The organism is Thalassotalea piscium (assembly GCF_030295935.1).
Lineage (GTDB): Bacteria > Pseudomonadota > Gammaproteobacteria > Enterobacterales > Alteromonadaceae > Thalassotalea_B > Thalassotalea_B piscium.
Map to the genome: position 1 here is coordinate 999,624 of NZ_AP027362.1, position 16,347 is coordinate 1,015,970.

Annotated in this window: 11 protein-coding genes; 7 read left to right on the top strand and 4 right to left on the bottom strand. The window is 36.9% G+C overall.

All coding sequences use genetic code 11. The features are described from left to right. Nucleotides 1-128 precede the first annotated feature (128 nt). A complete protein-coding gene (locus QUD79_RS04210) occupies nucleotides 129-1,694 on the top strand; it encodes a sensor histidine kinase (protein ID WP_184426478.1) in 1,566 nt (521 codons plus the stop codon). A 9-nt stretch (nucleotides 1,695-1,703) separates the two neighbouring features. Here the strand turns inward: QUD79_RS04210 and QUD79_RS04215 are convergent, their stop codons facing one another. Next, complete coding sequence (locus QUD79_RS04215) at nucleotides 1,704-2,978, bottom strand: NAD(P)/FAD-dependent oxidoreductase (protein WP_184426476.1); 1,275 nt, start codon at nucleotides 2,976-2,978, stop codon at nucleotides 1,704-1,706. 414 nt (nucleotides 2,979-3,392) lie between these two features. Here QUD79_RS04215 and QUD79_RS04220 point away from each other — a divergent pair, with 414 nt between their 5' ends. From QUD79_RS04220 to QUD79_RS04230, 3 genes are all read left to right on the top strand, one after another. Further along, complete coding sequence (locus QUD79_RS04220; protein ID WP_184426474.1) at nucleotides 3,393-4,406, top strand: 4-hydroxyproline epimerase; 1,014 nt, start codon at nucleotides 3,393-3,395, stop codon at nucleotides 4,404-4,406. 319 nt (nucleotides 4,407-4,725) lie between these two features. Beyond that, a complete protein-coding gene (locus QUD79_RS04225; RefSeq protein WP_184426472.1) occupies nucleotides 4,726-5,391 on the top strand; it encodes a GntR family transcriptional regulator in 666 nt (221 codons plus the stop codon). 337 nt (nucleotides 5,392-5,728) lie between these two features. Continuing rightward, the gene (locus QUD79_RS04230) at nucleotides 5,729-6,040 is read left to right on the top strand and encodes a DUF1289 domain-containing protein (RefSeq protein WP_184426470.1); all 312 of its coding nucleotides are present in this window, start codon (nucleotides 5,729-5,731) and stop codon (nucleotides 6,038-6,040) included. 101 nt (nucleotides 6,041-6,141) lie between these two features. Here the strand turns inward: QUD79_RS04230 and QUD79_RS04235 are convergent, their stop codons facing one another. Then, on the bottom strand, nucleotides 6,142-6,867 hold the full coding sequence (locus QUD79_RS04235; RefSeq protein ID WP_184426468.1) for a PEP-CTERM sorting domain-containing protein: 726 nt from the start codon (nucleotides 6,865-6,867) through the stop codon (nucleotides 6,142-6,144). Nucleotides 6,868-7,375: 508 nt separating this feature from the next. On the opposite strand from QUD79_RS04235, the gene fahA reads away from it, so the two are divergent. Continuing rightward, nucleotides 7,376-8,689, top strand: coding sequence for a fumarylacetoacetase (fahA, locus tag QUD79_RS04240; protein ID WP_184426522.1), 1,314 nt, complete (start codon nucleotides 7,376-7,378; stop codon nucleotides 8,687-8,689). A 1,005-nt stretch (nucleotides 8,690-9,694) separates the two neighbouring features. Continuing rightward, a complete protein-coding gene (locus QUD79_RS04245) occupies nucleotides 9,695-12,271 on the top strand; it encodes a TonB-dependent receptor plug domain-containing protein (RefSeq protein WP_184423832.1) in 2,577 nt (858 codons plus the stop codon). A gap of 88 nt (nucleotides 12,272-12,359) precedes the next feature. Here the strand turns inward: QUD79_RS04245 and QUD79_RS04250 are convergent, their stop codons facing one another. Further along, complete coding sequence (locus QUD79_RS04250) at nucleotides 12,360-13,151, bottom strand: substrate-binding periplasmic protein (protein ID WP_184423831.1); 792 nt, start codon at nucleotides 13,149-13,151, stop codon at nucleotides 12,360-12,362. A 193-nt stretch (nucleotides 13,152-13,344) separates the two neighbouring features. Further along, on the bottom strand, nucleotides 13,345-14,622 hold the full coding sequence (locus QUD79_RS04255) for a multifunctional CCA addition/repair protein (RefSeq protein ID WP_184423830.1): 1,278 nt from the start codon (nucleotides 14,620-14,622) through the stop codon (nucleotides 13,345-13,347). Between the two features lie 143 nt (nucleotides 14,623-14,765). Here QUD79_RS04255 and QUD79_RS04260 point away from each other — a divergent pair, with 143 nt between their 5' ends. Continuing rightward, nucleotides 14,766-16,325 (top strand): AAA family ATPase, encoded by a 1,560-nt coding sequence (locus QUD79_RS04260; protein WP_184423829.1) that lies wholly within the window; start codon nucleotides 14,766-14,768, stop codon nucleotides 16,323-16,325. The last annotated feature ends 22 nt before the right edge of the window (nucleotides 16,326-16,347 follow it).

The window sequence follows — 16,347 nt, forward strand, 5'->3', positions numbered from 1 at the left end:
ATATTCCTTTTTATTTTCAAGGTATTTAGTTGACATAAGCTCAAACGCCTATTTAAATTAAAGTACCTGCTGAAAAGTAACTACTTAATAAAATTGTATTAAATTTTATAAATTAAGCGAAGAGATTAATGCCAAATACAGGCTCATTTAATAACAAGTTAAGCCGCCGAGTACTGATATATATTCTACTTTGTAGTTCAATATTGTCACTTACCTCAACGGCTATTCAACTTTATGCTGCCTATCAGGATGGCCTGTCGGCACTAGATCAACAATTTGATAATATTGAAACAAGCTATAGTCAACCGCTATCTACCAGCTTATGGGATTTTAATGAACCATTAGTGGTACAACAACTTGAAGGCATAGTGCGCTTGCCTGGTATTCATTTTGCTAAAATTACCACGAGCTTTGGTAAAAATTATCAAGTTGGCAATGAAAATGTTGTAGCAGATAAATATGTTGAATATCCTTTAAACTTTGTTGCTAATGAAATTGGTTTACTGGCGGTATCTGCTGATTTTAATGATATTTATGATGACTTATGGCAACAAGCTGGTTTTGTATTAGTAGCTGAAGCAATTAAAACCTTTATTGTTGCTTTTTTTATTATGTTTATAGTGCATTGGTTTATTACTCGGCATATCTATTTTATTACAGATTATTCCCTCAACTTGAAAGGTCATAACTTAGATACCCCGCTAACACTGCCAAACAGGGGCAGCAAGAAAGACGAATTAGACGATTTAGCTGATGCCATTAACAATATGCGACTTGCGCTTAAAGAAGATATTATTAAGCTAGAGGAAGCTGAAAACGCGCTAATTAGTTTAAATGGTGAATTAGAAATTAAGGTCTATGATCGCACCTCTTTGTTGGCTTCAAGTAATCAACAGTTACAGCAATCATTAGACGATTTAACCTTAGCCAAAGATAAATTAGTGCAATCAGAAAAAATGGCCTCTTTAGGGCAGTTAGTAGCGGGTGTTGCTCATGAGGTTAATACGCCTTTAGGGATTTGTGTTACGTCAATTACTGCCATAAAAGAAAAAATAGATCAGTTAAGCGAGGCTATTTCGAGTGAGAACTTAACAAAATCTCAGCTCAGCAGTACATTAGTTTTATTGGCTGAATATCAGCGAATTATTGAAAGAAGTTTAAATAAAGCGGTTGATTTAATTCGAGGTTTTAAATCGGTTGCTGTAGAACAGCATACCGACCCAGAAATAAGTATCAACTTATTGCAGCATGTTAATGATGTAGTAAACACTGTTAAAACTCTATTTAAGCAGAAAAAATATACCATTAATATATCAGTTGACGAGCATTTTAATTTAATTACGTTCCCAAGTGCTTGGAACCAAATATTAACAAATTTTCTCACTAATTCGCATATACATGGCTTTGAAGGCCGTCAAACCGGGCAAATAGATATTAAATTCACTCATAGTAAAAACTTTTTAACATTAAAGTATAGTGATGATGGCAAAGGCTTGTCTAAAGACATTAAAAAACGAATTTTCGATCCATTTGTTACTACAAAACGTGGTCAAGGCGGTTCGGGCTTAGGCATGAATATTGTGTTTAACCTAGTGCATACAAAACTAGGGGGAACAATAAAAATAGAAGATACACCAGTAGGCTGTACCTTTATTGTTAAAGCGCCTATTCAACACACTAATAAGCCTAGTTAATGTTAATTGCTAAGCTTTATTAAATCGCTCTAGTGAGAATGGGCTAATATCAAGGTATGTTGCTTCACCATTGACTAATTGTGTAATTAGTTTTCCCGTTACTGCGCCTAGCGTCAATCCTAGATGTTGATGGCCCACAGCAAAGTATATGTTGTTATGTAAAGGCGCTGTACCAATTACGGGTAATGAGTCGGGCATTGAAGGTCTAAACCCCATCCAACGCTGTTCATCTGTTGGTGCTTCACAGTCGTAAGGTGAAATATTACTAAGCACATTGAGTGCATTTTTATATAGACTATTAGCGCGTTTCATATTAGCTGGTAAATCAAGCCCTGCAAACTCTACTGTACCTGCTAAACGCAAACCATGCGTCATTGGTGTAATAATGAACTTTCGCTCAGCTGAAGCTACCGGGCGAGTTAAAGCATGATCTTTATTTATCTCTGGTATGTCTAGGTGATACCCGCGCTCGTATTCCATAGGAAGATTATAACCAAGTTGTTCGGCTAAAACTTTTGACCATGCGCCTGTTGCTATTACTACTTTGTCAAATACCAATTTTTCAGAATTGTTAGCTAATTCGATATTTTTTTCACGATAATTTATCTTCGATATAGCAAGCTTTTTAAATACTGTGCCTAGTGAAAATGCATAATTAGCCAGCGATTGGCAAAACAAATAAGGATCGACAGTATGACCAACGTCAGTAAAGTACAGTGAATAATTTACTTTGTTATGAATGCTAGGCTCTAACAACAAAGTTTGTTGACGATCAAGCAATTTAACAGCAACACCTGCATTTTTATACGTGTTAAAATGCTTTGTTACTGTGTTGATGTTGGTTGTTTCAAATACTAATAAACTCCCTTTACTTGTTAATAAATGTTCTGCATTAGCGGCTTTCAATAATGGTTTATATAATTCGATTGCATGTTTGTTAAGTGCTTTCAGTGCTTCCATGTTTTTATGGCGCTTGGCTGTATACATATTGCCAATAAACTTAAAGAACCAAGGTAAAACCGTAGGTAAGTACTTTGGTGAAATAGAGACAGGACCCAACGGATCCAATAATAATTTAGGAAGCTGCCAGAGTAAGTTAAATTCAGCAAGCGGAAATACTTGTTCCGTAGCGAAATGCCCAGCATTACCTTTAGAACATCCTTCTCCAATACCTGCTTTGTCTATTAGTGTTACGTTGTAGCCATGGGCTTGAAGTTGAAGTGCGCAGTTAACTCCAATAATACCAGCGCCAATTACAGCAACTGTTTCTTTTTCTTTTGTCATTTCTTATATCTCTGTAGTAGCGTTGCTGAGCAGCATTGCTGAGCAGCATTTCTAATAGTATATAATCTAGATTAAATAAAGTATTAATTATTATTTTTCAGTTAGTTAATCGTTTTTAAGTAATAGAAAGTGATTTAATTCTTGTATGAATTCCTGTATTGTATACAATATATCTGATTGATTCTAGTAATACTTAATCAATATTGGCCTATGTAGCATGAAAATAAAAATGAGCAACAAAATCAATCAGGAGACTGTAGATATTGCGGCAACTCGGATTGATTGTTCTCAGCTTAATTTAGACTAGGCTGCGCAAGTCTTTCAGTGATAAACTGAAACTTATAACGCACTAAAATTGCAAATGCCGCTTGTTATCTTTAAGCGGCACTTCTCCTTTATACGATGGAAAAATATATGATAAAAGGCACGTTTTTTTGTATTGATGCGCATACCTGTGGGAACCCAGTGCGTATAGTTACAAGTGGCCACCCAAATCTACGTGGACACTCTATGAGTGAAAAACGTCAAGATTTTTTAGAAAACCATGATTGGATCCGCCAAGGATTAATGTTTGAACCAAGAGGGCACGACATGATGTCGGGCGCTTTTATTTATCCACCATGTAGTGAAGATGCAGACGCATCTATTTTGTTTATTGAAACATCTGGCTGTTTACCTATGTGCGGCCACGGTACTATTGGTACTGTTACTGGGGCAATTGAAAACGGCTTAATAACGCCTAAAATACCAGGACAGCTTACTCTTGATGTGCCCGCGGGTAAAATACAGGTCGAGTATCAGCAACAAAATAATAAAGTAACAGCGGTAAAACTATATAATGTTGCATCTTATCTAGCCCATCAAAATATCGTATTAGACATTCCTGAGCTAGGCCAGTTAGTTGTTGATGTTTCGTATGGTGGAAACTACTACGTTATTGTTGAACCTCAAGATAACTTTCCAGGTATAGATCAATGGAGTGCCGGTGATATTTTGCGTTGGAGCCCAATTGTACGCTCAGTTGCAGATGCTGTTTTAGAGTGTATACATCCACAAGATCCAACCGTATGTGGTATTTCACACGTTTTATGGACAGGTAGACCTCAAAATTTAGAATCAGATGCTGCTAATGCTGTTTTTTACGGTGAAAAAGCGATTGATAGATCACCTTGCGGTACAGGAACAAGTGCTCGTATGGCACAACTTTTTGCAAAGGGGTTGTTGAGTAAAGGCGATACTTTTACCCATGAAAGCTACATTGGTAGCCAGTTTGTTGGAAAAATAGAAGACGAAGTTGAAATTACTACACCGGCAGGTGTGATCAAAATGATCAAGCCAAGTATTCAGGGATGGGCTAAAGTTTTTGGTAAAAATTGTATAACAATTGATGACGAAGACCCTTATGCATTTGGTTTTACGGTTAGTTAACGTAGTAAATAGTGACAAGGTATACAGCGGCAAGTAAGTGAGAAGTTGAACAGACAGTTGCTATTAACCGTATTCTTTCTCGTTACAGTTAGGTGTCGGTAGCTAGGCGGTTTGAGAAAGTAATTTGTTTTTATAGCCTGCCAAGTGTTTTACTGCTTTGGTTGTAACTAGATTGAGCTAATCTTATTTAAGGTTAACAATTGACTCAGTCATTTATTCAACACGTATTAAAGAAGTTATTATTGCTAATAACTTCTTTTTTTTTGTGTTTATTATTCTAATCCTTATAATAGTCGTTAATGACCTCTAGGAAAAGTATATGAGCATAGTATTTAAAACTCGAACTCAGTTAGTTGTTGAAACTTTGAGAGAAAAAATTCTTAACGGTGAAATCAAGGCCGGACAAGCATTACGTCAAGCTGCTTTAGCTGAAGAATTAAATGTTAGTAGAATTCCTGTTAGAGAAGCGTTACTACAATTAGAGGCGGAAGGGCTGGTATCATTTGAGCCTCATAAAGGTGCTACTGCAACGGAACTCAATGTTGAGCAGGTAGATGAATTATTTGAATTGCGGGCTATGCTTGAAGCTAATTTATTAGCTGACTCTATTCCTAATCTTAGTGAAGAAAAACTTGCAGAGGCCACCGAGCTTCTGTCTGAATTAGCTCAAGCGTTAGGGAAAGAAAATGCTGTTAATACTTGGAGTGCGTTAAACTCCAATTATCATAACTGTTTATATTCAGGTGCAGACCGACCACAAACTCAAGATTTAGTAAATATTCTCAATAAAAATTCAGATCGCTATATTCGAATGCACTTATTATGGGCTGGTGGCATTTCTAAAGCCGAATCAGAGCATAATGAATTATTAACATTGTGCAAAGCCAAAGAAACAGAAAAAGCTGTAGCCGTGCTCAAGCAACATATCTTAGGCTCAAGAGATGAAATTAAAGAATTTTTAATTGAAAGAGAAAAGCAGCAATAATAGTAAGGTAGATTGAGTTTTAATTTTTTCAAATCTACTAATCTACTATGTGTAAGCTAATGTTGTTTTTGTTTTTCATTTTGGGCATGCCCTTTGAATACGCTTAAATATGATTTACTTTTAGTTGTAGCTCATTTATAAATAAAAATTATACTTTTCGCTACGCCCCAATTTAATCATGCTTATTTTGTACAAACTTGTGTCTAGTAAAGGTTAATACATCCTTATTTTCTGTGATTTTATTGTAAAATACGCCCATAAGTTAGCGAGTGGGCTATTATAAATTGATACCCGTAAAGTTTTAAATTGTAGCATTTTCGTCTTGAGATAATTGAGTATGCAGTTAGAGTTTTTTGATGTTCCTAGTCCATGCATAGGTATTTGTCAGTCAGACGACAAAGGTCTATGCAAAGGCTGCTTTAGATCTCGTGATGAAAGGCAAACATGGACACATTTAACCTCTGATGATAAACAAAAGGTTATCAAACGCTGTCAACAAAGAAAAAAACGTAAAGAAAAGTTAGTTAAACCAAAAGTTGAAGAGCAAGAATTAGCGATTGAAATTAAACAGCCCTCGTTACTTGATCAACCAAATAAGCCTGTTATTTGCACAAAAGAGAATGTTGACTTTGGTGATTTTGAGTTGTAGTTAATCTGACTTTTTAACATTAAATTCGTTGGTATGAAAAAAAGGCATTTATCTATGATAAATGCCTTTTATAATAGTGATTGTAAAATCAAAAAAGTGATTTATTTTTTGCAAAAACGGCGAGTAGTTAAACCAGCAAGCGCTAAAGTAAATATTGCTAATGTTGATGGTTCAGGTACAGCAACATTACCAAAAGTTAAATTATCGTAGCGTACTTGGTAACCGCCTTCATCAGACATTGAGTTATAACCGTTTAGTATAACCCAGCCTAAATAAGCACTAGTTGAAGCTCCTGTATGTATTAGGTTTCCATTAACAAAATATTGGTAAGTTCCCCCGTTTAACATGATTTCAAGTTGGTTAAACGCATCCATTGTATATAAAGAGCTTGGTGGCAATACCCAACCTGGACCTGATTCCCATTTAGCAACCCCCGTATGACCATTATGATTATTTTGAAACTCAAGGATTGGGAACTCATTTGCACGAGAATCATCGGCGTTATGCGCAACTCCCCACATACCAGCGAATCGACCGGAGGCAGTCCAGCTTGAATCGATCCACATATCAACAGACATATAGTTAGCCTTACCTATATCTAATTGCATACCTTGAGTAGCTTGATGTCCGCTAGTTATAAGGCCATTAACAGTCATAACCAATTCGTTATTAATAATTTCAAATCCGGCCGGTGTAGCTCTATCTTTTATCCAATCAGATAGAGAATCTCCATCATCGAATGTTAGTGTCATTAAACTTGCATTAGCTAAGCTACTTACTGCTAATAAAAGTGCACCTGCTGTGGCTGCTAAGTATTTTGATTTCATTAAAGTTTCCTTCTCTAGTTTGGTTTTATTGTACTATGGTGCAACACGCAATTTGTATGCCGAGTATGTAATTTATTTTAAATACAGTTACTTAAGGTTATCGTATAGATAGTTAACGCTAAAGTGTTAAAAAAGCTGACACATTAGACAGGTAAACTTTGAAAGAACAAATTCAATAAGCGTTATATTTGATAAACTGTGCTTAAAAATTATATTTAACTTTACCTGTTACTCTACTGTTGCAATAAGCAAAAAATGCAGGTGCAACAGATTGTTGACAGCCTTTATTAGCTATATTTTGTTAGAAATAGCGTTTAACTAATGCATTGATATAATGTGGCTAAATAAAAATGAGTAACGAATGCATAGCATCTGATATTTAGCTTTAATTAAAGAGTAAATGTTATAGCTACATGTATGAATAAATTTAACTAGTCGCTTTTTGGTTAGTAAGTTATTAGGAGATATTTTGTCGATGACAACTATAGAAAAAACTGCACAGTCAACAATGCATGTGTTAAACGAAACCCATAACCCATCACTTAAAAGCTGGGTAATATCAGCGAATAACTCGTCGTGTGATTTTCCCATTCAAAATTTGCCTTTTGCTATTTTTAAACAAAAAGGAAGCGAAGAAGCATTTCGTGGAGGGGTTGCTATCGGCGATCAAATTATTGACTTAGCAGCATTAGCAAATAAAAAACACTTTAAGGGTAAAGTGCAAGAGGCGTTGGTTGCATGTGCAAAAGATCAGCTAAATGATTTTATGGCTATGGGGAAACTTGCTTGGTCTGAATTAAGATCTGCACTTTCAAAAGCACTTACTGAAGGTGCTGCTGAGCAGGCAGTTATTGCTGATTGTTTAATCTCCCAAAATAATGCTGTATACGCCTTACCATGTAACATTGGAGACTACACCGACTTTTATACGTCTATTAATCATGCAACATCGGTAGGTAAAAAATTCCGCCCAGATAATCCGTTATTACCTAATTATAAATGGATACCAATTGGTTATCATGGCCGTTCTTCTTCAATAGACGTTTCAGGTCAAACGTTTAAGCGACCTAAGGGACAAACTAAAGCACCAACGGCAGAAGTACCTTCATTTGGCCCTTGTAAGCGTTTAGATTATGAGCTAGAAATAGGTATTTTTATTGGTAGTGGCAATGTGCTTGGAGAGCCCGTTTCTATTAATAATGCTGAAGACCATGTTTTTGGTATTTGTCTATTTAACGACTGGTCAGCTCGAGATATTCAAGGATGGGAATATCAGCCATTAGGTCCATTTTTATCAAAAAGCTTTGCTTCAACCATTTCACCTTGGATTGTAACTACCGAAGCATTAGCACCTTACCGTAAAAAGTGGACGAGAGATCAAGCTGATCCTCAGCCTATGCCTTATTTAGAGTCAGAATTAAATAGAGACGTTGGTTCGTTTGATATTCAATTACAAGTCTTGCTAGAAACTGAAAAAATGCGCGCTCAATCTCAGGCAGCAGTGCAGTTATCGCAGTCAAATTTTCAAGACTCATACTGGACAGTTGCTCAAATGGTTGCACATCACACAGTTAATGGCTGTAATTTAAAGCCTGGTGATATGTTTGGAAGTGGTACTCAGTCGGGCCCTAATCCAGAAGAAGCCGGTTCTTTATTAGAACTATCTAATGCGGGAAGTGAGCCTATTTCTCTTCCTAATGGTGAAACCCGAACATTTCTAGAAGATGGCGATAACGTTATTATGAAAGGTTGGTGTCAAAAAGAGGGCGCTGCTAGAATTGGTTTCGGTGAAGTGTCAGCGACAATTTTACCTGCAGAATAAATTACTTTTTTCTCCATTTTTAATGAATGGCCTAGGGTCTGTTGATCTTTCATTTTAGCCTCTGCTATAGACTGTTTTTTAAGATAACAAGGCGAAAATGGTGCAATGTAGCATTCTCGGCTTTGGCATCCTGCGTCGCTCTACCTTCTGCATCCGTGCAGTCGTACTTTAACCATTTTTAACGATGTTAGGTTGAAAAATAGTCATAGCCCTTTGGGTTGCCATGAAAAAGCGTCACTCTTTGTTGCCTACAGGATGTAGGTACTTAACGAGAGCAGGACGCGGCAGTTGTACTTAATGTGCATTTGGAACAACCAAATATTACATTAAGTGCCTCGACTGTCATCTTTTTCAAATGCAACAGAGCTATAAACTGAAAGATCAACAGACCCTAGTATTACGTTAGGCCATTTTTGTATTACTCTTTTCTGCTTTTTTATCAATTTTTTTTCTTCGTTTTTTGGGTTCTTATCCTGTATTTAAGAATATTTATTCGTTTATTGTTGTTTGCTAATAGATTAAGCAAATCTTTGTGAGATGAGCTAAGTGTTATTTTTGTTTATTATGTATTCATTGTATAAAGTATGCATCGAGACAGTTGGTTTCAATGCTCTATAAGCTCAGCCTAAACAAAGCAATAAAAATTTAATTATTGTTTATAAATTATCTGAATAGTGAATATTTTTTTAGTGAACAGGTGTTTTCTTATACGAAGTTTTTCGCAGTATATAAAATAGCAATACTCCTTTAGAGGTATTGTATTCTCTAATAAAAATAAAGTTTATGACTATGGTTAGCTGTACGGTCAAACTTTAAATGCTTGGAAGCCTCGTTAAAATCTTAGAAAAAGTTGTTAATTAACGCTTGTAATGCATAGTTAGCTACTCTATAACAATAGAAGCTTAATTTAAGTTAACTGTATATTTACAATTATGCATAACTATTTAAGCAATAAAAATATAATAAAACATAAAATAATAAATTTTTGTCTAGGAAGGAAATTACATGTCTATTAAATTTCGTACTGGAACGTTAGCCCTTGCAGTAGGTTTAGCGTTAGGTACAAGTGCACCCCTGTATGCGGCTGAAGGTACTACAGCCAAAAAAGAAAAAGATGTTGAACGTATTGCCGTAGTTGGTTCTCGTTCAGCGCCACGCTCTGTTGCAGAATCTCCAGTTCCTGTTGATATTGTTGGTGGCGATGAATTAGGGAAAAATGCTTCAAGCGATATGCTTGATATGCTACAAGGCGCTATTCCATCTTTCAACGTACGTCAGCAACCAATAAGTGATGCGGCATCGTTCATCCGTCCTGTTAACTTACGTGGACTATCTTCTGATAGTACATTGATATTACTTAACGGCAAACGTCGCCATCGTGCTTCTGTTCTTGCGTTTCAAGGTGGTGGTGTTAACGATGGTGCTCAAGGGCCTGATATTTCAGTTATTCCAAGTGTAGCCCTTAAGCAAGTTGAGGTTTTGCGTGATGGCGCAGCCGCACAATATGGCTCAGATGCTATTGCTGGTGTAATGAACTTTGTTTTAAAAGATGATGCCGATGGTGGTTCATTATCAGTGAAGCAGGGTGAGTATTATGAAGGTGACGGTAGTAGTACTATTGTAGATGGTAATATTGGTTTACCGTTTACTAAAGATGGCTCAGTTAACTTAAGCTTTCAATTAAAAGAAGCTGACGCAACTAGTCGAAGTGTACAACGCCCAGATGCTCAAGGGTTAATAGACGCGGGTAATACCGCAGTTGGCTCACCTGCCATGACGTGGGGAAATCCTGAAATTAAAGATGACATTACCTTATTTGCTAATGTTAAATTAGATTTAGGTAACGATAAAGAGTTTTACATGTTTGGTAACTATTCAGACCGAACAGGTAAGGGCGGTTATTATTATCGTAACCCGCAAGATCGTGGTGGTGTATTTACTGACGGAAATGGCGACCTACTTGTAGGTGCTATGGACGGTAATGCAGCTGCTTGTCCAAATATCGCTATTACATCAGCGAACGTATTAACTCAGCCAGATTATATTGCAAATGTAGCCAATAATGATAACTGTTGGGCATTTAACGAGTTATTCCCAGGTGGATATACACCACAGTTTACTGGCGATATTAATGATACCTCGCTAGTAATGGGCACCAAAGGTGAAATAAAAGAGGGCTTCTTAGAAGGCTTTTTCTTTGATGTTAGTGGTTCAGTTGGTCGTAATAAATCTACTTACACACTGGCAAATACAGTAAACCCTTCTATGGGTGCTAACCAACCAATGGATAACTCGTTTGAAGCGGGTAGCTATATTCAGCTTGAAAAAGGTTTTAACCTTGATTTAAGTAAAGGGGTTGATGTTGGTTTAGATGAACCAATGAATGTTGCAACGGGTCTTGAATGGCGTCAAGAGAGCTTTGAAATTGTTTCAGGTGAAGAAGCTTCGTGGAAACAAGGTCCTCTTGCTACTCAGGGCTTTAGTGTTGGTTCGCATGGCTTTGCGGGCTTTTCTCCTGAAGCGCAAGGTGTTAATAAACGTCAAAGTATTGCAGCATATGTTGATGTAGAAGCATACTTAACTGAAGACTTCTTATTAGGTGCAGCATTACGTTATGAAGACTTTACTTCATTCGGTAATACCACTAATTATAAGTTAACAGCGCAATATAAAATTAACGATAACTTTTCATTACGTGGTTCACATTCAACAGGTTTCCGTGCTCCTACAGTAGGACAAGCAAATGTTGTAAATACACAAACATCATTAGTTAGTGGTGAATTAATACAATCTGCAACGTTTCCACCTACACACCCAGTATCATTACAAAAAGGTGGTTCTGAGCTTAATCCTGAAGAATCTAAAAGCTTTGCAGCAGGTCTAGTTTACCAAGACGGTGACTTCTTTATGACTGTGGATGCTTATACGATTGAAGTAACTGACCGTTTAGCACAAACAGATAAGCTTCCTATTACCCAAGCAGACGTTAATGCGTTACAAGGTGTTTATCCTAGTCCAGAGTTATTACTAGGTGGTCAAATTACATTCTTCGCGAATGATTTTGATACCACAACACAAGGTGTTGATGTAGTGGCTAATTACGCTATGGACTTATTTGAAGGTGATACTAAGTTCAGCTTAGCGTATAACTACAATGCTACAGACGTTGATGATCCAGGTAGTTTCACAACCGGATTTAAAGTAAGACGTTTAGAAGAAGGTATCCCTGAGCACCGTGCTACTTTCACTATGGCTCAATCTTGGGACTCTGTAAGTATGTTTGTTCGTGCTAACTACTTTGGTGAATGGTTTGCTACACATGCAGATGAGCCTGATGAGTTCAGTGATTATGGTTGGTCTGAAACTGTTGGATCTTCATTTACTGTTGATGCTTCAGTAAGTTATTTTGTTAACGAGAGTATTACGTTATCTGTTGGCGCTAACAATATTTTTAACACTAAAGCGCAAGAGCTTCAAAAAGATGGTGGTGCTTACGGTGTAGTAAGTGGTGTTTATTACGAAAGTGGCCCATTTGATTACAACGGTGGTTTCTACTACGTAAAAGCAACATATAACTTTTAATATTAACGATTATTTAAAAGCTAAAAACCACGTTATCTAACGTGGTTTTTTTATGACCAAAAAGTTTGCAGCAAACGTTCAACGCACGCTAGTAACTTTCTACTATGCGTAAGTACTCTTCACTTTGTTTAATAAGTTCAATTGCTTCCCATATCTTCCATGCGGTTTCAGGTTTTTCTTGATAAAACTTTTTTGAAAAAACTAGATAATAAGGTTCAACTTTCGATATAGCAGAAGATTTTTCGATTATACTTTGTTGGTTAACTTCTAATTGTTGAATTTTTGCGTCAACCATATTTTCTAAACCTATAATCGCGTCGACCCTCCTAGAAAGTAACAGCTTTAGTAATTGTGTGTCGTTACTTACTTGATATAATTTAAGGTGTTTTTGCTTAAGTTTGTGGCTGATTGCTCCCCCTCGAATAACTGCGACATTAAGAAGTTCTGAGGTACTGTTAACTAGCGTTTCTCCATTCCAATGTATTTCAGCACCTTTGAGTGTATATAAAGTGTCAACTCTTTGAGAAAGGCTGAATTCTTTACTTGGCAAATCTTGTTTTTTATTTATAGGGAAAGCATAGAAAGGTATTCTTTTTTTATTAAAACTAAAGTGAAAACCTCCATCAAGCTCGTTAGCTTTAATTTCATTCAACACTCGGGCCCAGGGCCGTTTAACAATTATTATCTCAATACCAAACTTTTTTTCGATTAACTTAAAGAGTTCTATTGTTAACCCAGGTTTTGTTGAAATAATATTACCTTCACCATAAACAAATGGAGGATCAGCATTTACGCCTGTGCCCAAAGTTACGCTTTCACCGTAAATAGATGAGGAAAATAGCATTGCAATGTAAAGAATATGTTTTTTAAAAGTACACACGTTATTCTATGCTTGGTCGTCTTATTAAAAGTAACTATAGCAAACTGTGTTTATTAACGCCGCTACTTAGTGAAATATAAGCTGCATAAACTGTTTAATATGTAACGTAAATTTAACCGCATATTATTATTTTTCATTAATTAATAGCTACCCCCTTTTAAATTCTGATCTTTTTAACCATATTCATTTTTAATTAAATGCTCTGTTTACCATCGTGTGTTTTAGCACAGTTTTTTAATGACGTGATCATGGTTAAACGTGCTTTATAGATGGCTTCTTTAATTTTTTGGCCTTTCAACCCTTGTTCAACATACGGCTTTGCCGTTACTTTGGTGCAAGCATTATAAAGTTTAGTTAAATAGTCTGCTTGTGGGTAGGGCGCATCTTCATTACCCAAGCGGCCATTAAAGTCAGCCTGACAGCTTAATAATACCTGCGGTAATATTGTAGGGTCTCGCCAAACATTAATTTTATCAAATACGCGCAAAATGGTTTTTGGGTTTAGTTCAAACGCCTTATGGCAATGTAAATGAAATTCGCTCACCAATAAGGCTAATTTTTTATACTGATTTGGCACGCGGTATTTTTTACAAAACTGTTCTATTAATGGTAAGCCTGCTTTTTCGTGTCCGTGGTGGCTTGGCCATAAGTGCCTTGGTGTTACCGACTTGCCTAAGTCATGACACAACGCAGCAAAGCGAGTAACTGGATCTTCAGTGAGCTTACAGGCTTGTTGTAGTACCATCATTGTATGAATACCGCTACAAATTTCAGGATGCCATTGGGCAGGGTTTGGAATGCCCCATAAGTTATTTAATTCAGGCCAAAGTAGCTCTAAAGCCTTACATTCACGTAATGTTTGAATGAATACTTCTGGGTTTCTCTCCGTTAAACTTCGCTCTATTTCTTTCCAAACACGCTCTGCAGAAAGTGCTAACAGTTCACCACTTTCACTTATTTGAGTCATTAGTGCGATGGTTTCATCTGCTACGGTAAAGCCTAAATAATAATAACGACTGGCAAAGCGAGCAACGCGTAAAACTCGAAGTGGGTCTTCGGTGAATGCGTTAGAAACATGACGCAGTATGCGATTTTCTAGATCTTTAAGGCCATTAAAGGGATCGGTGATATTACCGTCTTTATCTAGTGCCATTGCATTTACGGTAAGATCGCGTCGTGCTAAGTCTTGTTCTAGGGTTACGTCTGGCGAGGCATTACAAGTAAAACCGGTATAGCCTTGGCCTTGTTTTTTTTCAGTACGAGCGAGGGCGTATTCTTCTTTCGTTTTAGGGTGTAAAAATACCGGGAAATCTTTTCCCACCTGAGTAAAGCCTAAAGACAGCATTTGTTCGGGTGTTGAGCCAATAACAACATAATCTTTTTCTAAAATAGGGCGGTTTAATAGTTGATCTCTGACCGCACCGCCTACTAAATAAAAAGTAAGTGATTCACTTATTTGTTTAGAACTCATTCTAATTAGGCACCGAATAATTGTTTTTATAACGTGAGTTTATCATAAGTGACTATTTCTGAAATATGCGCTTTGACATATTTGCTATTACAAGGTAGTTTCAATGTGTTATTTATTTCCTTAAGAGTTTGTCTGTCAACGCTATGTACACTCGTTATTTTGACTTAAAAGAAGCACCATTTACTATTGCGCCAAACCCCGCCTATTTATTTATGAGTGATCGTCATCGTGAGGCGTTAGCACATTTAACTTATGGTTTAGGTGATACCGGTGGTTTTGTGTTACTAACAGGGGAGGTGGGCACAGGCAAAACAACCATTTGCCGCAGCGTAATGGAACAGCTTTCTGACAATACTCAAGCGGTATTTATTCTTAATCCAACATTATCCTGTTTAGAATTACTCGCCACTATTTGTGACGGTTTAAAAATACGCTATAAAAAAACAGGGGCAACACTTAATTACTTTACCGATAAAATACTGGCAAAGTTAACTAAAAATCACGACAATAATATTAATACCTTGTTAGTGATCGATGAAGCTCAGCATTTGCAGGCAGAAGTGCTTGAACAATTAAGATTGTTAACTAATTTAGAAACTAACACTAAAAAGTTACTACAAGTTATTTTGATTGGCCAGCCAGAATTGCAACAATTATTGCAACGACGCGACTTAAGACAATTAGCTCAACGCATTACAGCGCGGTATCACTTACTCCCATTAACAAAAGCACAATTGAAGCAATACATTCAGCATCGTTTATCGGTGGCGCAATGTACTCGGTCGTTATTTACCGATGGCGCCATTGCTAGTATTCATCAAATATCGAAAGGTATCCCTCGTGTTGTTAATTTGCTGTGTGAGCGTTCACTCATTATTGCGTATAGTACAAATAATACTCAGGTAAGCCGAGGTATTGTAAAAAAAGCAGCAATTGAAGCACTAGGGGAGGAAGGCAAAACAACAAGCGTTTTCTGGTCGATGCCGATGAAGTTAAGTTATTTAACCCTTATTGTTGGTGCAACACTTTTTATCGGCTATTGGTTAGGAAATGGCGCAATTGGTAATGCTGAACTAACGAGCCAAGCACCCGTGGCTTCGCAACCTGCTCAAACATCACAGATTGCCAGTGAGTTAATGCAAACTAATAACGACACGCTCGCCATTCCTGAGGATTTAATTATATCTAAAAAAGTGCAAAAAGAGAGCGAAAATTCGGCTGAAGCTTTGAATAAATTGCCAGAAGTTAAAGAAAGTCAACTTGATAAACAAACTGAGCATAATAGTAAGCAGGTAAGTGAAGATGCTTTAGTCGATGTATCTGCGCCAGAAGATAGTATTAGTGCTACTTTTAAAGTAACGGCAACCCCTGAAGTTTCTGATGAAGTTTTAGCACGATTTCAGTCAGCCCTAGAAGCAACAGCTAATGAACCTATTGAAAACACCAATCACATTACGCCGGCGAGTGAGATAAAACCGCTGTCTCAAATGCCACTATGGTTACAAGAGGCTATTCCGGCACTGAAGTTTGAAATGCACTTGTTTTCTTCAGACGGTTTAGGGTGGGTTAGAGTGAACGGTGAAGATAAATATCAGGGTGATACTATTGCTGAGGGGCTTGTATTAACTGATATTTTACCTCAGCAAGTAATTTTAACCTATCAAGGCGAGCAGTTTTCTATGGCTGCATTGTCATCTTGGTAATAGCGTTATACTTGGCTAATTT